A 19,932-nucleotide genomic window follows, 5' to 3' on the forward strand; every position below is an offset into this window, starting at 1 on the left:
CGAGTCTACGTTCGACCAGCGCACCCCCAGATGCTCAGAAGTCCCTTGATGCAGAATCGTAATGACTGACCGGTCATCAGCAGCCGACGGTCATCATTCCCGACTCGCCGCGGCGCTGACCGTCACTCCGGCTCACCGCCCTGGAATACTGAGGAGGTCATCGCCGTTGAACTGACAGCACTGCCCGACGAGCCCCCAGAGGTGACTCCATGATGCGAAGCCGCAGCCCCTGGACGGCGTGGCTCCTGGTGGCACCCGCCACCATCGGCGTGGTCGCCTTCATCCTGCTGCCCGTCCTCGTGGCGTTCGGTCTGTCGCTGACGAACTGGCAGCTCGTCGGCGGCGGCGGATTCGTCGGCCTGGAGAACTACCGGGCGCTGCTGACCGGCGGCGCCCTCCTCAACTCCCTGGTCGTCACCGCCCTGTTCACCCTCATGAGCGTCCCGGTGGCGATGGCGCTCGGTCTGCTGCTGGCGATGCAGCTCAACCGTGCCCTGCCCGGCGCCGGCGTCTTCCGCGTCATCGTGGTGATCCCGTGGGTGTGCGCACCGCTGGCGATCGGCGTGGTGTTCTCCTGGATCTACCAGCCGAGCTACGGCGCCCTGAACGCCATCCTCGGCCGCCGTGTCGAATGGCTGACAGACCCGTCCCTCGCGCTGCCGTCGGTGGCGTTCGTGGCGATCTGGCAGGCGGTCGGATACATCGCGCTCTTCTACCAGGCGGGTCTGCAGAAGATCCCCTCCTCCATTTATGAGGCCGCTGAACTCGACGGGGCCGGCCCGCTGCGCCGCCTGTGGTCGATCACCCTGCCGCTGCTGCGCCCCACCACGTTCTTCGTGGCGCTCACGCAGATCGTGGCGAGCTTCCAGGTGTTCGACACCGTGTACGCCCTCACCGGCGGCGGACCGGGGCGCCGCACCGAAGTGATCGCCTCCCTCATCTACTCCGAGGCGTTCACCTCGTACCGCATGGGGCGGGCCAGCGCGATCGCGGTGATCCTGTTCGTGATCCTCGCGCTCGTGGCGATCGTCCAGCAGCGCTACTTCTCCTCCCGCATCACCTACGATATGAGCTGAGGCGATGACTGTGAGACCCTCCCACCGCAACCGGCCCGGCGCTGCTGGTGCCCTGTTCGCCTACGTGGTCATGACTGCGGCCGCTCTGCTCACCCTCGCTCCGATCGCGCTGAGCATCATGACCGCGCTGCGCGCCCCCACCGACTTCCTCTCCCAGGGGCCTCTGCACCTGCCGGACCCGCCCACGCTGGAGAACGTCACCCAGCTGTTCACCCGCGAGGATTCGTTCATCACGCCGTTCGCTGTGACGGCGCAGATGGTGGCGGTGATCCTCGCCGGGCAGATCGTGTTCTCCGTCATGGCGGCGTACGCGTTCGCGTTCCTGCGCTTCCGGGGCCGCGACGCCCTGTTCTGGCTGTTCATCTCCACACTGATGGTGCCGCAGGTCGTGGTGATCATCCCGCTGTTCCTGGCCCTGTCGGAGCTGGGGCTGCGCAACACGTTCTTCGCTCTGGTCATCCCGTTCGTGTTCGGCTCACCGTATGCGGTGTTCCTGCTGCGGCAGAACTTCCGGTCCGTTCCCCAAGAGCTGATCGATGCGATGCGTGTGGACGGCGCCGGGCACCTGCGGATCCTGTGGAACCTGGTGGTGCCGCTGAACCGCCCGATCATCGTCACCCTCGTCATCATCACCGTGGTGACGCACTGGAACTCGTTCCTGTGGCCGCTGATCATCACCAAGGGACCCGACTGGCGCACCCTCACGGTTGCGACCTCCGCTCTGTCCACCCAGTACAACGCCAACTGGACGCTCGTGATGGCGGCGACCACGCTCGCCCTCATCCCCCTGATCCTGCTGTACTTCGCGTTCCAGAAACAGGTCGCGAACTCGATCTCCGGCACCGAACTGCGCTGACGCAGCCGCGCCGACCCTAGAAAGGAATCACCATGGTCACTCGCCGCACCTTCGTCACTTCCGCCGGCATCGCCGGCGCCGCTGGAGCGCTCGCCGCCTGCTCCCCGTCGAAGAGCTCCTCCGACGGGTCCTCGAAGTCCTCGGGCTCCGACTCGAAGAAGCTGACTCTGCGCATCTGGGACGATGTCGCCAAACCCGCCTATGAGGAGTCGCTGAACGCGTTCACGGAGAAGACCGGCATCGAGGCGGCGGTCGAGGTGGTGCCGTGGGCGGACTACTGGAAGACCCTGCCGCTGGACATCGCCTCCGGTGACGCCGCCGACGTGTTCTGGCTGAACAGCGCGTCCTTCACCCAGTACCAGCAGGCGGGCAACCTCGTGGACATTACCGAGACCCTGGGGGAGGACGCCGCCGCGTCCTGGGAGAAGGCCGTGGTGGAGCTGTACACCCGCGACGGCTCCCTGTGGGGCGTGCCGCAGCTGTGGGACTCCATCGCCCTGTTCTTCAACAAGAAGCTGACGGACGAGGCGAAGGTCGACCCGACGAAGCTGAGCTTCGACCCCGCCGCGAAGAGCGATCCGCTGCGCGATGCCGCGCTGAAGCTCACGAAGGACAAGGCGGGAAAGAAGCCCGGCGAGTCCGGCTTCGACCCGAACGCGCGTCAGCAGTTCGGCTTCAACTCCGCGGCGGACCGCCAGGCCATCATCGGCCCGTTCCTCGCCTCCAACGGCGCCGAGTGGCAGAAGGACGACACGTACGCGTTCGACACGCCTGAGGGCGTCGCCGCGTTCAAGTACATGGCCGACCTCGTCAACACCTGGCAGGTGGCCCCGTCGGCCGCGGACACCAACCCCAACGGCGACTTCGCGCGCGACCAGTTCATCCAGGGCAAGCTCGGCCTGTTCCAGTCCGGTCCCTACCACCTGATGAACATTCTGGAGGGCGTGGGCGACTCCTTCGAGTGGGGGATCGCGCCGATGGTGGGCGGCCCGAAGGGGCAGAAGTCGCTGGTGCACGGCGTGGTCGCCGCCGGCAACGCGAAGAACGAGAACCAGGACGGGGTGAAGAAGCTGCTGGAGTGGCTGGGCTCCGCCGAGGGGCAGAAGCCGATCGGCGCCAAGGGCGTCGGCTTCCCCGGCCACACGGATGTGCAGTCCGCGTTCGTGGAGTTCTGGAAGGGCAAGGGCCATGACGTCCAGCAGTTCATCGAGGCGGCGAAGGACCCCGCGATGGCGGACACGGGCGCGAAGGCGCTCGCCGGCCTTGAGGCTGTGATGCCGGTGTTCCAGCAGATCTTCGCCGGTGAGGTTCCGGCGGAGGAGGGCGTGCCGCAGGCCGTCAAGGAGGGCAACGCCGCGATGGCGTGACCTCCTGTCGGGTCGCGGCCGTCACTCCTTGATGCGGATCATCCCCTCCTGGGTGACGGTCGCGATCAGCTCACCGCTGCGGCGGTACAGCAGGCCCTCGGTGAGGCCGCGGCCACCGGCGGCCGACGGGGACCGCTGCACGAACAGCATCCACTCGTTGACATCGGGCCGCGAGTGCCACCAGATCGCGTGGTTGATGGTGGCGGCGCGGATCCCGGGGGTGGTCCACGCGAGGCCCTGGCGCCGCAGGATCGGTTCGAACGGCGTGTAGTCGGATGCGAACGACAGGATCGCGTCGTGGGTCAGCTGGTCCGCCTCCACCGGCGCCAGCACCTTCATCCACACCATCTGCTGGGAGCGCCCTGACTCGTCCGGCGCTAGGTAGATCGGCCGTTCCACGTGGCGGATGTCGATCGGCCGCTGCGTCGCCCAGTACTGAGCCACCGGGTGGTCGATGTCGCGCAGGTGGTCCGCTGTGGTCGGCAGCGTCTCCGGGTCCGGCGCCTCCGGCATCGGCTCGGCGTGCTCCAGGCCGTCCTGCTCCTCCTGGAAGGACGCCGTCATCGCCAGGATCGTCTTCTCATGCTGGATCGCCAGCACGCGCCGCACCGAGAACGAGCGGCCGTCCCGCAGGGAGTCCACTTCGAACCGGATCGGGACCGACGGGTCCCCGGGCCGCAGGAAGTACGAGAACATCGAATGGATGTGCCGCCCTTCCGGCACGGTCCGACCCACCGCCATCACCGCCTGGCCCATCACCTGGCCGCCGAACACGTGACCGCCCGGGTGCGGGTGGGAGTCGCCTTCGAAGCAGCGGAACGCGTCGGCGGCGGGGGAGTGGGGGACGGGACTGTCGTCGACCCCGGACGGGACGGAGCGGAGGTCCAGGACGGTCAGCAGGCCGTCGGTGACGGCGCGGTCATCAGGAAAGCTCATGGACTCATCGTAGGCGGGGACGCACCCGGGCGCGACGGACGGTGCCCGTGCCGTCCGTCGCCTCCCAGGGCGGTGTGGGACAGTCAACGCATCTGACCCCTGTCGAGAAGGAGCGAGACCATGATCCTCATCAACGTCAAGTACACCGTCAAGGACGGCCAGGCCGAGGAGTTCCTGGAGGCCGTCGGCGAGTTCACCGCCGCCACCCGCGCTGAAGAGGGCAACCTCTGGTTCGACTGGTACCGCTCCACCGAGAACGAGAACGAGGTGCTGCTCGTTGAGGCGTTCAAGGACGACGCCGGCGAAGCGCACGTCAGCTCCGACCATTTCGCCGCCGGCCTGGAGGCGATGAAGCCGTTCCTCACCGCCACGCCGCAGATCATCTCCCGCACCGTCGACGGTGAGGGCTGGGACCGCATGGGTGAGCTGAAGGTCGACTGACGCCCAGTGAGCGCCTGGGACGTCTTCCTCGACCTCGCATGGATGGGCCTGCTGCTGGCCGTCGGGGCGCTGATCCGCGCCACCGTTCCACCGGTGCAGGCCCTGTTCCTGCCCGCCTCTCTGATCGCCGGTGTCCTCGGACTGATCCTCGGGCCAGCTGTGTTCGGAGTGATCCCGTTCTCCGAGCTGATCAGCCAGTACTCCGGCCTGCTGATCGCGGTGGTGTTCGGGGCGCTGCCGTTCACGATGCGCATCGTGTCGGTGAAGTCCGTGATCCGCTCCGTGGGGAGCATGTGGGCCGTCACGCAGGGCTCTACCCTCATGCAGTGGGGCTTCGGCCTGCTGATGTCGCTGATGCTTCTGTCACTGATCTTCGGCGGCCTGCCCGACGGATTCGGCCTCATGCTCGCCGCCGGCTTTATGGGCGGGCACGGCACCGCGGCAGCGGTCGCGGAGGGCTTCGGTGATCGGTGGCCCGATGCAGCCTCGCTCGGCTTCACCTCCGCCACCATCGGCATCTTCGTTGCGATCATCGGAGGCATCACCATCATCAAACTGGAATCGCGCCGGGGCGGCACCGCCTACCTGCAGGACTTCGCGGACCTGCCGCGCGAACTGCGCACCGGGGTGCTGGAGCAGAAGAGCCGCGCCCCGATCGGCCGGGCCACCGTCTCCACGATGAGCATCGACCCGCTGATGCTGCATGCGTCGATCCTCGCGGCGATCGCCGGCGCCGCGTACCTGATCTCCGAATGGTTCAGCGAGGTCACCGGCGGCCTCTCCTTCCCTGCGTTCGCCGTCGCGTTCATCGTGGGCGGCCTCGTCCTGTTGGCGATGCGCACCACCGGCGCCGACCGCGTCCTCGATTCGGAGACGATGAACCGCGTCTCCGGGTCCGCCACCGACCTGCTCGTCGCCTTCGGCATCGCGGCGATCAGCCCGGCGGTGGTGGCGCGCTACTGGCAGCCGCTCGCGCTGCTGCTGGTCGGCGGCCTGATCCTGCTGCTCTTCTCCTACGTGTTCGTGTGGAAGCCGTCGTTCCGGGACCACAAGGTCGAGCAGTCCGTGTTCAGCTTCGGCTGGCAGACCGGCACCGTCCCGATGGGCATCGCTCTGCTGCGGATCGTGGACCCGCAGATGCGCTCCAAGACCCTCGACTACTACGGTCTGGCGTACATTCCGATCAACCTGGGCGATATCGTGCTGATGGCGTTCCTGCCGGCCCTGGTGATCGCCGGATTCGCCTGGCCCCTCGCCATCGGCCTGACGGTGGCCGCCCTCGCGATCTATGCGTTCGCACTGCGGCTGAACCGCGGGCACTGGCATGCCCAGCCCTGACCCTTCGAAAGGATCCCCGACCCCCCATGGCCCATATCGACATTCCCGTTCCGCTGCGCTGGTCCGACCTCGACGCGTACGGCCACGTCAACAACGCAGCCCTCCTCACCCTGCTGGAGGAGGCACGCATCCACGCGTTCTGGGAGGTGCCGCAGGAACAGCTCGGCGGCGGCACCAAGCAGTCGCCGATCGTGCTGCCGGTCTCTGCTGACGGCCGCGACCTGCTGACCTTCGTCGCCTCGAACCGGATCGAGTACCTGAAGCCGGTGGAGTACCGACGCGACGGCGCCGTGGTCCGCCTCTGGATCTCCCGCCTCGGCGGCGCGTCCCTGACGGTGGACTACACGCTCCACACGCCGGGGCGGATGGATGAGGCGCTGATCCGGGCGCGCACCGTGGTGGTGCTGGTGGACTCCTCGGGCCGCCCGACGCGCATCGACGACGATATGCGTGAGCGGCTCGCCCCGTGGATGGGGGAGCCGCTCACCTTCCGCGAATGACCTCAGCGGGCCTGCGCGGTCACTGCATGTGGTCGGGCATCGTGCGGCCCGCCATCGGCGCTTCACCGCCGTTGACGGTGTTGATCAGGGAGCGGGCCGCCCGGTCCATGTAGTCGAGCATGAGGCCTTCGTACAGCGGCGGCAGCTGCTGCTCGGTCACGGCCGTGGTCATGTGGCGCAGCCAGGCGTCGGCGGCGTCGGGGGAGACGGGGAAGACTGCGTGGCGCATCCGCAGGCGCGGGTGGCCGCGCTGCGCCCCGTAGTCCTTCGGCCCGCCCCAGTACTGGACGAGGAACATCCGCAGGCGGTCCTTCGCGCCGTCGAGCTCGTCCTCGGGGTACATGGGGCGCAGCAGCGGATCCTCGGCGACACCCTCGTAGAAGCGGTCGACGATGGCGGTGAAGGTGGGCATCCCGCCGACGGCGTCGTACACGCTCTGCTGGTCGTCGTCGCGGCCGCGGGTCGGCTGGAGGGGGATGGTCACGGTCACTGACCTGCTTCCTGGAATCGGGGGAGTGCGAAGCTGATCTTCTCATCCTGGAACGCCCGACGGATGCGGCGGCGCAGCTCCTGCTCCACCTCCCACTGGCGGCCGGGCGCCGACTTCAGGGTGACGCGGCGCTGGTAGCGGGCGCCGTCGATGGACAGGATGCCGCTGATCTGCGGCTTGTCCAGCAGCACCTTCTCCCACGTGGTGTCGCGCCACAGGGCGTCGGTGACGCGCTGCAGCACCTCGGTGACGTGGACGTCGTCGTTGGACAGGTCGAGGTCGAGCTTCACCAGAGCGGTGGCGAAGCCGCGGGACATGTTGCCGATGCGGATGATCTCGCCATTGCGGACGGTCCACAGCACGCCGTCGATGGAGCGCAGCTGCGTGGCGCGCAGATTGATGCTCTCCACCGTGCCGGTGGCGTACTCGAGGTCCACGAAGTCGCCGACGGCGACGATGTCCTCGAACAGCATCACCACACCTGCCACGATGTCCTTGATGATGGTCTGCGCACCGATGCCGGCGGCGAGGCCCACCACGCCGAGACCGGCGATGACGGGGGCGATGTCGATGCCGAGTTCGGACAGCACCATCACGCTGGCGAGCGCGCCGATGATCAGCGCGGCTACGTTCCCGGCGACCTGGGAGAGGGTCTGGGCGCGCTGCTGCCGGCGCTGCTGGGCGCGTTCCTGCTCACCCGCGTGCTCGGTGCGGCGGATTGCGGCGTTCGTCATCGCGGAGATGCGGGTGCCGGAGTCCAGCATAGTGCGCACCACCCGCCGGATCAGTATCGCGGCGACGTACCGCGCGGCCAAGGCGAGAATGATGATCAGCAGGATCTTCACGCCGTGATCGAGCAGCCAGGCGCCGGCGTGGTCCAGCCAACTGAGGGCGTCGTCTGAAGTGGGAGCAGAGATCAGCATAGGGCAACAGGCTAGCCCCCGCGGATGGGAGCACAGTCAGCGGAGCCTCCGCTCCGCTGACTGTGCGGCTCTGACCTGGATCAGTGCGCGTCGGCGCGCTGCACCCGCAGGGCGCGCTGCACCGTGTCCCGACCCTCGAGGATGGGGCGCCGCTGACCCATCGGCTTGTCGGCGTTCTCCTCCAGCCACTGCGTGGACAGGTCCACGACCTTCTGGCTGGGGAACTTCGCCGGGAAGTACCCCTGCACGAGGCGGTTCGCGATCTCACTGGAGCGGGTCGCCCACGCCGTGTTCAGCATGCCGAAGAACCGCTCCGTGTACGGGTCGAGCAGTTCCTTGGACCCCTGGTTGAAGCCGATCACCACGGAGGTGACGGACTCGTTGGCGAGTTCGTCCTTCTCCACGGTGTCCTCCCAGGCCTTCGCCTTCGCAGCCTCCGTCGGTAGGGCGGCGTGCGCGGTGAGCGCGGACTTGCGGCCGCTCTGCGTGTCGTCGGACGCGAGCACCTCGTCGATCTGGGCGTCGTCGAGGGCACCGGCGGCGGCGAGGGCGATGACGATCTTCCATCGCAGGTCGGTGTCGATGTCGCGGCCCGGCAGCTGCTGGGAGCCGTCGAACAGGGCGCGCGCGAGCTCCACCTGCTCGTCGGTCACAGCATTGCGGAGGAAGCCCTCCAGGTACTGCAGCTGCGCGTCGCTGCCGGCCTCCGCCTGCTGGGTCAGGCGCCACAGCGCGTCGCCGGCGGCGGCTTCGCGCTCGGCGCGCTGCTCCGGCGCAGCGTAGTGGCCGGCCACCGCATCGAGGCGGGTGAGCAGGGTGCGGATCACGGAGGACTCCGTCTCACCGGCGATGTTGTTCACCAGCAGCTCCTGGTAGCGGCGGCTGGGCAGTTCAGCATCGCGCACCATGTCCCAGGCGGCCGACCAGATGAGGGTGCGGGCCAGTGAGTCCTCCAGGGTGGACAGCTTCTGCATCGCGGTGGCGAGGGACTCATCGTCCAGGCGGAGCTTCGCGTAGGCGAGGTCGCCGTCGTTGACGAGCCACAGGTCGGCCTGCTTGCCCGTCAGCTCGGGGATCTCGGTGCGCTCACCGTCGACATCGACCTCCACTGTCTCGGTGCGCACCAGCGCGCCGTCCTGCTCGGTGAAGCCGGCGATGCGCAGGCGGTGCGGCCGCAGCGTCGGGTAGTCCGACGGGGCCTCCTGCAGAACCGCGAACGACACCACGGCGCCGTCCTGGTCCCGCTCGATCTGCGGGCGCAGCAGCGTCACTCCCGCCTTCTCCAGCCACAGTGCTGACCAGGAGGTGAGGTCGCGTCCGCTGGTCGCCTCCAGCTCCACCAGCAGGTCCTTCAGCTGCGTGTTCCCCCAGGCGTGCTTGCGGAAGTAGGCGCGCAGGCCTTCGAAGAAGGCGTCCTCGCCCACATAGGCGACGAGCTGGCGCAGCACAGAGGCGCCCTTCGCGTAGGTGATGCCGTCGAAGTTGGTCTCGACCGCGTCGAAGTCCACCATGTCCGCCACGATCGGGTGCGTGGACGGCAGCTGGTCCTGGTTGTACGCCCATGCCTTCTCGGAGCCGGCAAAGGTGGTCCATGCGGTGGTCCACTTCGTCGCTTCGGCGGAGGCGAGGGTGGAGGCGTATTCGGCGAAGGATTCGTTCAGCCAGAGGTCGTCCCACCACTTCATGGTGACGAGGTCGCCGAACCACATGTGGGCGAGCTCGTGGAGGATGGTGAGGTCGCGGCGCTCGCGGATGGCGTCGGAGACGTCGGAGCGGAACACGTACGCCTCCACGTAGGTGACGGCACCGGGGTGCTCCATCGCACCCATGTTGTACTCGGGCACGAACACCTGGTCGTACTTGCGGAACGGGTAGGGGCAGTCGAACTTCTCCTCGTAGAAGTCGAATCCCTGCTGGGTGACGTCGATGATGTTCTGCCCGTCGAGGTGCTCGGCGAGGGAGGCGCGGGCGTACACGCCGGCCTTCAGCTCGCGGCCGTCGCGCGACCGGATCGTGCCCTCCACGCCCTCGTACTTGCCGGCGATCAGCGCCGTCAGGTAGGTGGAGATCCGCTCGGTCGCTTCGAACGCCCAGGTGGCGATCCGCTGCCCGTTCTGGTCGGTGCCGGCATCCGTCGGCTCCGGGGTGGGGGCGATGGAGATGACGCGCCAGTGCGCGGGTGCGGTCACCGTGAACGTGAACTCGGCCTTGAGGTCGGGCTGTTCGAAGCAGGCGAACATGCGGCGCGCGTCCGACACTTCGAACTGGGAGTAGAGGTACACCTCGTCGTCTACAGGGTCGACGAAGCGATGCAGGCCCTCACCGGTGTTCATGTAGGCGGCATTCGCCCGGATGCGGATGGTGTTCTCACCCTTCTGCAGCGCGGGCAGCTGCACGCGGGCGCCGTCGAAGCGGGACGCTGGGTCCTCCAGCAGCTCGCCGTTGAGCTCGATCTCCAGCACCTCGGGGGCGATGAGGTCCACGAACGTCTCCCGCTCCTCGGTGGAGGTGACGCGGATGGTCGACTCGGTGAGGAAGGTGGTGGGCCCCTGCGTCAGATCCAGGGTGACGTCATAGGTCGAGGTGGACAGGAACGAGGCGCGTTCCTGGGCTTCGCTGCGCTTCAGGTTCTCGGTGGCGCTCACGCGGGCATCCCTTTCGGTCGGTGCGGGTGGATCCGTGCCATTGTGTCACCGATCTCACCGAGGGGAGGCATCAGCGTTTGCGGTGCGTCTCCCGGTCCGTCAGGTCCTTCTCCCACGTGTAGTGGTCGGGCAGCGGAGGCGTCCCCCAGCTGGGGTTGGGGAAGAAGTACTCGTACCCGGCGTTGAAGGGGTAGCACCAGGCGCGGATGTCGCGTTCGGCTTCGCGGCCCCACGCGCGGATCTGGTCCGCCTCCTGGGGGGAGAAGTAGCCGACGCGCTCCGCCCCTTCGAGTTCGTCCTCGTCCTTGTAGTGGTAGTCGCGGCGCGGCAGCACCACGAGGTCGAGGACCATGTCGCGGGAGCGGACGCCTTCGTCGGTGCGCTCCAGGGGGGATTCGAGGTTGACGTAGTAGCACCCGAGGGTGCCGTCGTCTCGGTAGAACAGCCACACGGAGTACGGCTTGTCGGGCAGGCCGATCATGAGGATGCCGTTGCCGGTCCACAGCTGCTTGGACTGGTGGCGCTGCTCGGTGAACATGCCCTCGTCGCCGGCTCGGCGCAGCGGCGCGCCGGACTCCAGGACGGGGAGGAGGACTTCGGTGCCCGGAGCGATCCACACCACGATGCCGCGATCATCATCCAGGACGACCGTGCCGGGCCGAACGGTGATGGTGTCGTGCGCGTGCGTGTAGTACGTCCAGGTCACGTGGTCCCCGGGGGACCATCGCTTCTGGGACATCACGTTTTCCTGGCCTGGTCAGCCCCACGAGCACACGCGCGACCGGCCGAGGCGCGGGTGTGGATTCCGCTCGTGAGGGGGAATCGAGTATGGGTCGAGCCTAGCGGATCACACGCGGGAGCGCCTGAACGCTCACCGGCTCCAGGCCGCCCACAGCCGCGCGTACTGACCATCCGCCGCGAGCAGATCCGCATGCGACCCGGACTCGATCACGTGCCCGTCCGCCATCACGAGGATCCGATCGGCGTGCATCGCCTGGGAGAGGCGGTGCGCCACGATGACGGTGGTGCGGCCCTCGGCCACAGCGAGCGCTGCGCGCTCCAGCACCCGGGCACCCGAGGACCCCTCGTCGGCGGTCGCCTCGTCCATCACGAGGATCGCCGGGTCCTTCAGCGCGACGCGCGCGAGCGCCAGCTGCTGCGCCTGCTCCGCGCTCAGCCGCTCGCCCTTCTCCCCGACCGCGGTGTCGAGCCGGTGGGGGAGGAGCTCCGCCCAGGAGTCCGCGCCGACGGTTCCCAGCGCCGCCCACAGGTCCTCCTCGCTCGCGTCGGGCGCTGCGAGGCGCAGGTCGTCGGCGAGGGTGCCGTGGAAGACGTGCACGTCCTGGCTGACGATCACTGCATGCGCCCGCACTGCGTCCAGCTGCGCCCGCGAGAGATCGGCGCCGCCATGGCGCACCGTCCCCTCACTGGGCCGCAGCGTGCCCGCGATGATCGACGCGAGGGTGGACTTCCCCGCACCGGAGGCGCCCACCAGTGCGATCGTCTCGCCCTCCTCGATCGTGAGGTCGATCGGCTCCAGAACGCGGCGCTGCCCGTAGGAGTGCGCGATCCCCGTCAGCTCCACGGACCCGTCGGCCGGCTCTTCCGGCCCGGGGGAGACCGCGGGGTCGATGGAGACGATCACGCCCACCATCCGCATCAGCGACGCCGCCGCCGACTGCGCATCATCCAGGGAGAAGATCAGCGACTGCAGCGGCCACAGCAGGGTCAGAATGTAGATCCCGGCCGACGCCACCACCCCGACCGGCACCCCGACGGAGTTCACCAGGAAGAAGCCCAGGACCAGCACCAGGGTGATCGCCAGCAGCTCCGGCACTGTCATGATCCAGGCCACCGAGATCACCAGGTTCATGATCCGCATCTTCAGCGAATAGGCGGAGCGCGACAGCGCCGCGACATGCCGCGTCTCGCGCTGCTCGATCTCGTAGGCGTGGACCGTCGGCACACCGTTGATGGCGGACAGCAGGCCCTGCGCTCGCGCCCCCAGCGCGATCCGCTCCACCCGGTAGATGCGGTTCGTGCGCGGAAGGAACCAGCGCAGCGCCGCGATGTAGAACGGCAGGATCGCCATTACGACCAGCAGCAGGTACGGCGACAGCATCGCCAGCGCCACCAGCGTGATCGTGATCTGGAAGGTGACGGTGATGATCCACGGGACGATGTTCGTGACGGCCTTCGCGGTGACGGCGACGTCGTCGGCGACACGGGAGAGGGCATCGCCGATCCCGGCCCGCTCCATCGTCTGCGCCGGCAGGTCGAGGGCGCGGTCGATGACGTCCTCGCGCATCCCCGCCAGGAGACGCTGCCCGAGCGCGGACACCTGCGCCTGCCCGAGTGCAGAGCACACCGCCTGCAGCACCCCGACGCCGACCATCACCGCGGCGAGCACCCACACGCCCTCCATGCGGCCGCCCTCGGGCGCGGTCACCACATCGACGACGGTGCCGATGAGGCGAGGCACCGCAGCCCCGGCGATCGCGGCGGCGAGCACCGTCAGCACCATCAGCACGAACGCGAGGCGCATCGAACCCAGGCGCGTCAGCAGGAAGCGAAGGGTCTGCCGGCCGGTCGCGATCGGCAGCAGTTCGGCATGGCGGGACAGCTGCCGGGCGACATCGTCCTCCTCCCGCATCGAGGTGATGAGGTCGAGCTCCCGTTCGCTGGCCTCGTTGGTCGGCATGGTCATCGCTTCACCACCTCCGCATAGTCGTCCCGTTCCATCAGGTCGAAGTGCGTGCCGCTGACCGCACCCGTCGGCGCGAGGAACACCACCCTGTCCGCCTGCACCAGCAGGGACGGGGCGCGCGTGAGGATCAGGGTCAGCCGGTCCGGGACGCGCCGCGCGGCGGCGAGCGCTTCCCCGATGTTCTGCTCGGTCACCGCGTCGACCGCGGTCGTGGGGTCGTGCAGCACCAGCGCCGGCGGATCAGCGGCGACGGCGCGGGCGAGCGCAAGGCGCTGCCGCTGCCCGCCCGACAGGTTCGAGCCGCGGTCCTGGATGCGGGTGTCGAACCCGTCGGACAGGATCCCCAGCAGATCGAGGGCCCCCGCCGCCTCCAGTGCGCTGCGCGCCCACGCGTCCCCGTCGTCGAGGTGGTCGACGCTCTTCTCGGGGGCGCGGGTCGCGAGCTGTTCGCGCAGCGTGCCGTCGAAGAGGTCCACGGTGTGCGGTTCGATCAGCAGGTCCCGTCGACGCTCCTGCAGCGTGCCCGGCGTGATCGCCTCCCCACCGAGCGACGCCGACGCGTCCCCAGCCGTTCCGGCGAGCGCCGTCAGGACGGTGTGGGCGTCCCGCGCAGTCGGTGCAACAACACCGACGACCTCCCCGTCGGTCACCTCGATGCGGCCGTCCGGCAGCTCCAGGGCGAGGGGGCCGACGCCGTCCCGACGCGGCCCGTTGCCGCGCGTCACCGGCGCCGCTTCGCCAACGGCCGGCGACGCGGCGATCGCCTCGCGGATCACGGGGTCCTCGTGGGTGCGGCCGAAGTCCGCCATCAGGCGGTCGATGCGCTTCGCGGATGTGGAGATCGACGCCCACCACACGGGCACACCGGACAGGCCGTGCATCATTCCCGACATGGTGCGGATCAGCGACACCACCGCGATCAGGGCACCGACGGTGATAGCGCCGCTGAGCGTCAGAGACGCCGCGAGCACCACCACCGACGCGATCATCAGCGTGGACACCAGGATCATCATCCCGTTGGCGACACCGGAGAACCGAGCGTTCGTCAGCGCCGCCCGCAGCGCGACCCGGGACGACGCCCGGTAGTTGAGCCGGGCCCGGTGCTGCACACCGAGGCCCTGCAGCACCCGCAGGCCGTGCACGAGGTCGGTTGCGGTGGAGGCGGCGTCGGCGGCGCGGGACTGCTGGTCGTCGTACTTGCGGGACAGCACCGGCGTCACCACCCTCAGGCCGACGATCTCCAGCAGGATCCCGATCAGCACCGCCAGCCCCAGCCACGGTGACACGAACGCCATCCACGCGCCGGCGCCGAGCACGGCGATCGCGGCGGGCAGCGCCCACCCGATCATGTCGAAGAAGTCGGGCGCATTGTCGGCGTCGCTTGTCGCGATCGACAGCACCTCACCGGCGGGCCGGTCCACCGGCCGCGAACCGGGGTGCAGCGCCGCGGCGGTCAGCGCGACCCGCAGGTTGTGCTGCTCCGCCATCCGCAGCTGCATCGCCCAGTGGAAGCTGAACGACCATGCCGCCATCGCCACGAGGCGCACCAGCACCGCCAGCGCCGCGAGCTGCAGCAGGAGGGTGAGGTCGCCGCCGAGGATGCCGCGGTCCACGGCGAAGCCGAAGATGATCGGAACGCTCATCTCGAGGGTTTCCGTGACGATGGAGGCGGCGACTGCGGCGGTCACCTTCGCGGGGTGTCGAGCGATGATGGTGCGCAGAGTGCGCACGTGCGCCGCAGTCGGAGAAGTCATGACCTCGATCCAACCGCCCCGGTCGCCTGGTGGCAAGTGGATTTCCCAGCGGCCGGGCTCTGACACAATGGAGGGGCTGACTGCACGATTCGAGGAGGAACCAGTCCATGGCCCAGATCGTCGACGTCTTCGTTGACCCGACCTGCCCGTTCGCCTGGCTGACCAGCCGCTGGGCGCTCAACGCCGCTGAGGTGCGGGACGTCCGGATCCGCTTCCAGCCGATGAGCCTGTCCGTCCTCAACGAAGGACGCGACCTCGACCCCGACTACATGGAGGCGATGCGGAAGGCGTGGGGCCCTGCCCGCCTGCAGCTCGCCATCGACGAGCAGCACGGCCAGGACGCCTTCTCCACCTGGTACACCGCCTGGGGCACACGCTTCCACGTCCAGGACCAGAAGGACGACTACCGCCGCGTCGCCGTCGAGGCGCTCGAGGAGGCCGGCCTGCCGACGGACCTCGCCGATGCGATGGACACCGACACGAACGACGACGCGCTGCGCGCCGCACAGAAGCGGGCACAGGACCTCGTGGGCGATGACGTCGGCACCCCCGTCATCTCCTTCGGCTCCGGTACCGCCTACTTCGGTCCCGTCCTCTCCCGCGCCCCGCGCGGCGAAGAAGCCGGCCGGCTGCTCGACGCCATGGCCACGATGGCGGAGATCAACGGCTTCGCGGAGCTCAAGCGCAAGCGCGACCCCCTCGACTTCTCCTGACCCCGTCGGCCCCCACCCCCACCACACCCAAGGAGCACCGTCCATGCAGGTCCACATCGGCACCGACCACGCCGGCTTCGAACTCAAGAACCGCCTGGTCGAGGCACTGAAGGCGAAGGGCCACGAGGTCACCGACCACGGCGCCCACACCTACGACGCCCTCGACGACTACCCGCCGTTCTGCACCGCAGTCGGCGAAGCCGTGGTCGCCGCGCCCGGCAGCTTCGGCATCGTCATCGGCGGCTCCGGCAATGGTGAGCAGATCGCCGCGAACAAGGTGAAGGGCGTGCGCGCCGCCCTCGTCTGGAACGAGGACACCGCCAAGCTCGCCCGCCAGCACAACGACGCCAACGTGATCTCCGTCGGTGCCCGCCAGCACACGGAGGACGAACTGGAGCACCTGATCGACCTCTTCCTCGCCGAGCCGTTCAGCGGCGATGAGCGTCACGTGCGCCGCATCGAGAAGATCGCGACGTTCGAAACCACCGGCGCCTACTGAGATGCCCGAAGGCCATTCGATCCATCGACTGGCCCGCGCGATCACAGCCGCATTCGGGGACACCCGGGTGCGGCTGTCGTCACCGCAGGGCCGGTTCGCCGAGGAGGCGGCCCAGCTGGACGGCTGGCACCTCCACCCGGCCGACGCGTTCGGCAAGCACCTCTTCCTGCCGTTCTCGCCCGACGCCGACACCGACCCCACCCTGTTCGTCCACATCCACCTGGGACTGTACGGGTCGTGGACGTTCGCCGGCGACGCCGATTTCGCGATCGCGCACGCGATCGGTGCGCCCCGCAACCGCATCCATGAGGAGGGCACGGACTGGCGGCTGATCCAGCCGGGACAGAACGTGCGCCTGCGCATCACCGGCCACCACGGCCTCGCCGATCTCACCGGCCCGAACCAGTGCCGCATCATCGACTCCGCCGGCCGCGCTGAGGTCACGGCCCGGCTCGGCCCGGACCCGCTGCGCGCTGATGCCGATCCCGACGTGTTCGTGGACGTGGTGAAGCGCTCGCGGACCACGATCGGTGCGCTGCTGATGAACCAGCAGGTCGTCGCCGGCATCGGCAACATCTACCGCGCCGAGCTGCTGTTCAGGGCTCGCCTGGACCCCTATGTGCCCGGCCGGGACCTGTCGCGACCCGCGATTCGCGCGATCTGGGACGACCTGGTGCCGCTGATCCGCTACGGGCGGCGCACCGGCCGCATCGTCACCACGCAGCCGGAGCATCGGGCGATCCACGCCGCGATCCAGGAGCGGTCCGTGCCGACCTACCAGAACGATGACGACCACCCGGATGCGGTTCCGCGGGAGGAGTCGTTCTACGTGTACCACCGGCAGAACCTGCCGTGCCGCATCTGCGATGCGACGATCCGCACCGCGATGATGCAGGGCCGCACCGTGTTCTGGTGTCCCCGCTGCCAGCGCCGGCGCGTCAACGCCGCCCGTTGGATCCTTGACCATCCCGCCGGCCCGTGGGCCGACCCCGAAGGAGCTGTTTGATGTCGACCCTGATCACCCTGGATGCTGACCTTCCGGAGGGCATCACGATGCATGCCGCTCACATCCGGGACATCGACCCGGTCATGGTGTACCTGCTGGCGAAGCTGAGGCAGGACGTGTTCACGATGGAGCAGGGCGCCACGGACGCGGATCTGGATGGTCGCGAGACTGAGGACGGCACCCGCCTCGTGTGGTGCGAGCGCGACGGTATTCCGCTGGCGCATCTTCGTGTCCTGGATGATGGCGCGAATCTTCGCATCGGGCGTCTCGCGGTCAGCAAGGACGCGCGGAGGCTGGGCCTGGGCGGCCGCGTGATGCGGGCGGGCCTCGATCTGACGGAGCAGATCGACGCAGACCGTGTGGTGAAGATCGACGCGCAGTCCTACCTGGAGCAGTGGTACCTCGGCATGGGGTACGTGACCACGGGCGATCACTTCATGGAAGCCGGCATCGACCACGTGCCGATGGAGTTCCGGCACCGCTGAGGCCGCGTCGCCGCCGCGGGGGTCAGGAGTTGAACAGCTCCGTCATGTCGGTGCGCTGGAAGAATTCGGCGGTGGCGCGGGCCGACGGGTTCCCGGCGTCGAGGTCGGCGCCGCCGTCTTTGAGTGCTCTCACGGTGTCGATGTCGTTCTTGAACACGGCGCCGGCGATGGGGGTCTGACCGCGATCGTTCTGGCGGTCCACGTCGGCCCCGCGTTCGATGAGTTCGCGCACGAGGTCGGTGTGGCCGTGGTAGGCGGCGAGCATGATCATGGTGTCGCCGTTGGCGTTCTGCATATCGAGGGGAGCGCCGGCGTCGAGCGCGGGGCGCAGCAGTTCCAATTCGCCGGCGCGGGCAGCGTCCATGATGGCGTTGGCGAGTTCGATGGCGTCGGCATCTGGCATGGAGTTCTCAGAGAAGTCGGTGTTCACGCATCCCAGCCTATCGGGGCCCATTCATGGGCGCCCGCGTAATCCCGAGTGTCCCCGCTGTCTGCACGCGGGGACGCGGTGAATCCACTGCGAAGGGTCACTGGATCATCCGCATGGTGCGCGGCGGTGGGAGATAGTCGCACGCCGTCATGAGTCTTCGGCGCAGCGGGGTGCTGCGGGTCCGCTCGTGTTCCGTCGCCGGAGTGCTGGTGGCTCCGGCCGGACTTCGGTGGATTGGTGCTGCTGGGCTGTAGCTCGGGTAGTGGGTGGTGATGATGCCGACGGTGCTCGCCCACGTCAGACCGTCACCCCTCGGTGTGGGACGGGCCTTGTGGATGTGGTCCGCCTTGGTGAGGTTGTCGGAGGCGTCGAGCGCGGCGCCGTTGCGGATGCTGGTCGGTCCTCCGCGGGTGGCGGGGTGAATGTGGTCAGTGTGGGTGGCGGTGCCGTTGCAATAGGGCGCTTCGCAGATCCCCCCCGGCGCGCATGCGGATGAATTCGGCCATGGCGCCGGTGAATCGGCGCTTCTTCTGTTCCATGTGGATGAGCTGCCCGCTTGTGGGGTGGGTGAACAGCCGGCGGATCCAGGCGGTGTCCGGGTTCCTTCGGATCGCGCTGACGAGTTCCTCGAGCGGGACGGGGGTGTAGCCGTCGATCAGTGCGGGCCCGCCCTTGTCCGGCTCGAGCAGCTGCCGGTCCGTCATAACGATGTTGAGGGTGAGACTGGAAGGCGATGCGGGCCGGTCCCCGGTGATGATCTGGGCGAAGGCATCCGCCATCGCCTGATGACGTGTCAATTGGAAACGTTTCATTCCTGTCGTGCCCGCAGCCTGCTGTGATGCGCTGGTTCTGCTGATCGGGTCCCCGTCGGCGCCCCCGATGCCCCCGACGTCAGGGCACGGCTCATTGTTCCGTTCGCAGATGAGCGTGTTCGCGGCGGCTTCGAGTGCGGTGAAGGCACGGTGGGCGTTCAGGCGGGGGAGGACGGCGCGGATGATGCTGGTGCCGTCGTCGGCGTCGTGGATGGTGACGCGCCGATTGTGGTGGGCGCGTCGGGTCCGGTCGCGGAGGACCTGCGGATCCAGTTCGGCTATGCGGCGCCGCGCCTGATTGCGCCATGCGCGGGTCCCCGCCGCAGAGAGTCGTGCTGTGTCTTCTGCAAGGACATCGTCCAGGTGCTGTTGGTGTTCAAGGGTGGGCGCGAGCGCGGCTTCGCCCGTGATGGCGAGGGCGGATTCGTGGTCGATCCTGCCGGCGGCAACGGCGTCACGCAGCTTCGGCATGGAGGAGTTCATCAGAGCGTGAGCGGCGATGAGACGGCGGGCCCTGTGGTGGGACTGGCGCATCCATGTGCCGATCTCATGGGCGGCGGCCCGAGTCGCGATCTGGCGTTTCGCCAGGGCAGCCGCGGCGGAGTCGCTGGGGTGGGGCGGGTTCTCTGCGACGGTGGCCGCTGTGGCCTGAGCAGCCAGAGAACCCATGAGAAGGGTGATCTGATCACGCGCAGTAGCGACCACGGTGGTGGCGGGTCCGTATTCTTCGGCGTGGGTCAGCGGCTCGGCCATGAGCTCGTCGTGCAGAGTGGAGATCTCCTCAGCGAGAGCGAGCGCAGCGGAATGTATGCGGTCCAGTGTGGGGTTGGTTGAGCGCGGGAGCTCATGCAGGGGACCGAGATCAATCGCCATCGCTGAGTCGCCTCCTTTCGCTGATAGTCGAGTGGTCCCCCGGCGAGGGAACCGCCGGTCTGTGCTGTGTGGACGTCTGTT

At 68.5% G+C, this 19,932-nt stretch carries 19 protein-coding genes; 10 read left to right on the top strand and 9 right to left on the bottom strand.

From position 1 onward, the window contains the following. The first annotated feature begins 209 nt into the window (after positions 1–209). From MHY20_RS01555 to MHY20_RS01565, 3 genes are read left to right on the top strand one after another with little or no spacing between them, the layout of a single operon-like run. Complete coding sequence (locus MHY20_RS01555) at positions 210–1,076, top strand: sugar ABC transporter permease (RefSeq protein ID WP_317699892.1); 867 nt, start codon at positions 210–212, stop codon at positions 1,074–1,076. Between the two features lie 4 nt (positions 1,077–1,080). Then, complete coding sequence (locus MHY20_RS01560; protein WP_239374097.1) at positions 1,081–1,932, top strand: carbohydrate ABC transporter permease; 852 nt, start codon at positions 1,081–1,083, stop codon at positions 1,930–1,932. 32 nt (positions 1,933–1,964) lie between these two features. Next, complete coding sequence (locus tag MHY20_RS01565; RefSeq protein WP_239374100.1) at positions 1,965–3,299, top strand: sugar ABC transporter substrate-binding protein; 1,335 nt, start codon at positions 1,965–1,967, stop codon at positions 3,297–3,299. Between the two features lie 21 nt (positions 3,300–3,320). On the opposite strand, the gene MHY20_RS01570 is transcribed toward MHY20_RS01565, so the two are convergent. After that, on the bottom strand, positions 3,321–4,235 hold the full coding sequence (locus MHY20_RS01570; RefSeq protein ID WP_183375033.1) for an acyl-CoA thioesterase II: 915 nt from the start codon (positions 4,233–4,235) through the stop codon (positions 3,321–3,323). 120 nt (positions 4,236–4,355) lie between these two features. Here MHY20_RS01570 and MHY20_RS01575 point away from each other — a divergent pair, with 120 nt between their 5' ends. Genes MHY20_RS01575 through MHY20_RS01585 form a run of 3 tightly spaced genes read left to right on the top strand, consistent with a single transcriptional unit; the run spans position 4,356 to position 6,514 of the window. Beyond that, positions 4,356–4,676, top strand: coding sequence for a putative quinol monooxygenase (locus MHY20_RS01575; protein WP_183375031.1), 321 nt, complete (start codon positions 4,356–4,358; stop codon positions 4,674–4,676). A gap of 6 nt (positions 4,677–4,682) precedes the next feature. Beyond that, positions 4,683–6,014 carry a sodium:glutamate symporter gene (locus tag MHY20_RS01580; RefSeq protein WP_239374103.1) on the top strand — a complete coding sequence of 444 codons (1,332 nt, stop codon included), beginning with the start codon at positions 4,683–4,685 and terminating at the stop codon, positions 6,012–6,014. 26 nt (positions 6,015–6,040) lie between these two features. After that, the gene (locus MHY20_RS01585; protein ID WP_239374105.1) at positions 6,041–6,514 is read left to right on the top strand and encodes a thioesterase family protein; all 474 of its coding nucleotides are present in this window, start codon (positions 6,041–6,043) and stop codon (positions 6,512–6,514) included. A 19-nt stretch (positions 6,515–6,533) separates the two neighbouring features. Here MHY20_RS01585 and MHY20_RS01590 read toward each other — a convergent pair whose 3' ends face one another. The 6 genes from MHY20_RS01590 to MHY20_RS01615 form a co-directional block, all read right to left on the bottom strand. Then, entirely contained in the window at positions 6,534–6,998 is a 465-nt protein-coding gene (locus tag MHY20_RS01590; protein ID WP_285262422.1) for a globin, read from the bottom strand. A 2-nt stretch (positions 6,999–7,000) separates the two neighbouring features. Continuing rightward, positions 7,001–7,927 (bottom strand): mechanosensitive ion channel family protein, encoded by a 927-nt coding sequence (locus tag MHY20_RS01595; RefSeq protein WP_183375028.1) that lies wholly within the window; start codon positions 7,925–7,927, stop codon positions 7,001–7,003. A gap of 80 nt (positions 7,928–8,007) precedes the next feature. Beyond that, on the bottom strand, positions 8,008–10,572 hold the full coding sequence (gene pepN, locus MHY20_RS01600; RefSeq protein WP_183375027.1) for an aminopeptidase N: 2,565 nt from the start codon (positions 10,570–10,572) through the stop codon (positions 8,008–8,010). Positions 10,573–10,642: 70 nt separating this feature from the next. Then, positions 10,643–11,311 (bottom strand): DUF402 domain-containing protein, encoded by a 669-nt coding sequence (locus tag MHY20_RS01605; protein WP_239374109.1) that lies wholly within the window; start codon positions 11,309–11,311, stop codon positions 10,643–10,645. A 132-nt stretch (positions 11,312–11,443) separates the two neighbouring features. Continuing rightward, a complete protein-coding gene (locus MHY20_RS01610; protein WP_239374112.1) occupies positions 11,444–13,279 on the bottom strand; it encodes an ABC transporter ATP-binding protein in 1,836 nt (611 codons plus the stop codon). Beyond that, positions 13,276–15,033 (bottom strand): ABC transporter ATP-binding protein, encoded by a 1,758-nt coding sequence (locus MHY20_RS01615; RefSeq protein WP_239374115.1) that lies wholly within the window; start codon positions 15,031–15,033, stop codon positions 13,276–13,278. Before MHY20_RS01615 ends, MHY20_RS01610 begins: the two co-directional genes overlap by 4 nt. Before the next feature lie 107 nt (positions 15,034–15,140). Between MHY20_RS01615 and MHY20_RS01620 the strand changes: the two genes are divergently transcribed. The 4 genes from MHY20_RS01620 to MHY20_RS01635 are packed head-to-tail and all read left to right on the top strand — an operon-like array spanning position 15,141 to position 17,736. Beyond that, positions 15,141–15,746 (top strand): DsbA family protein, encoded by a 606-nt coding sequence (locus tag MHY20_RS01620; RefSeq protein ID WP_239374118.1) that lies wholly within the window; start codon positions 15,141–15,143, stop codon positions 15,744–15,746. Positions 15,747–15,789: 43 nt separating this feature from the next. Next, positions 15,790–16,245 carry a ribose-5-phosphate isomerase gene (locus MHY20_RS01625; protein WP_183375022.1) on the top strand — a complete coding sequence of 152 codons (456 nt, stop codon included), beginning with the start codon at positions 15,790–15,792 and terminating at the stop codon, positions 16,243–16,245. 1 nt (position 16,246) lies between these two features. Continuing rightward, positions 16,247–17,251, top strand: a complete 1,005-nt coding sequence (locus MHY20_RS01630) for an Fpg/Nei family DNA glycosylase (protein ID WP_239374120.1) — start codon at positions 16,247–16,249, stop codon at positions 17,249–17,251. Then, positions 17,251–17,736 carry a GNAT family N-acetyltransferase gene (locus MHY20_RS01635; RefSeq protein ID WP_239374122.1) on the top strand — a complete coding sequence of 162 codons (486 nt, stop codon included), beginning with the start codon at positions 17,251–17,253 and terminating at the stop codon, positions 17,734–17,736. Before MHY20_RS01630 ends, MHY20_RS01635 begins: the two co-directional genes overlap by 1 nt. A 22-nt stretch (positions 17,737–17,758) precedes the next feature. Here the strand turns inward: MHY20_RS01635 and MHY20_RS01640 are convergent, their stop codons facing one another. After that, a complete protein-coding gene (locus MHY20_RS01640) occupies positions 17,759–18,166 on the bottom strand; it encodes an ankyrin repeat domain-containing protein (RefSeq protein ID WP_343064044.1) in 408 nt (135 codons plus the stop codon). A gap of 428 nt (positions 18,167–18,594) precedes the next feature. Further along, positions 18,595–19,851, bottom strand: coding sequence for a DUF222 domain-containing protein (locus tag MHY20_RS01645; RefSeq protein ID WP_239374124.1), 1,257 nt, complete (start codon positions 19,849–19,851; stop codon positions 18,595–18,597). Positions 19,852–19,932 lie beyond the last annotated feature (81 nt).

Origin of the sequence: Helcobacillus sp. ACRRO, from assembly GCF_022347125.1 — a bacterium.
Lineage (GTDB): Bacteria > Actinomycetota > Actinomycetes > Actinomycetales > Dermabacteraceae > Helcobacillus > Helcobacillus massiliensis.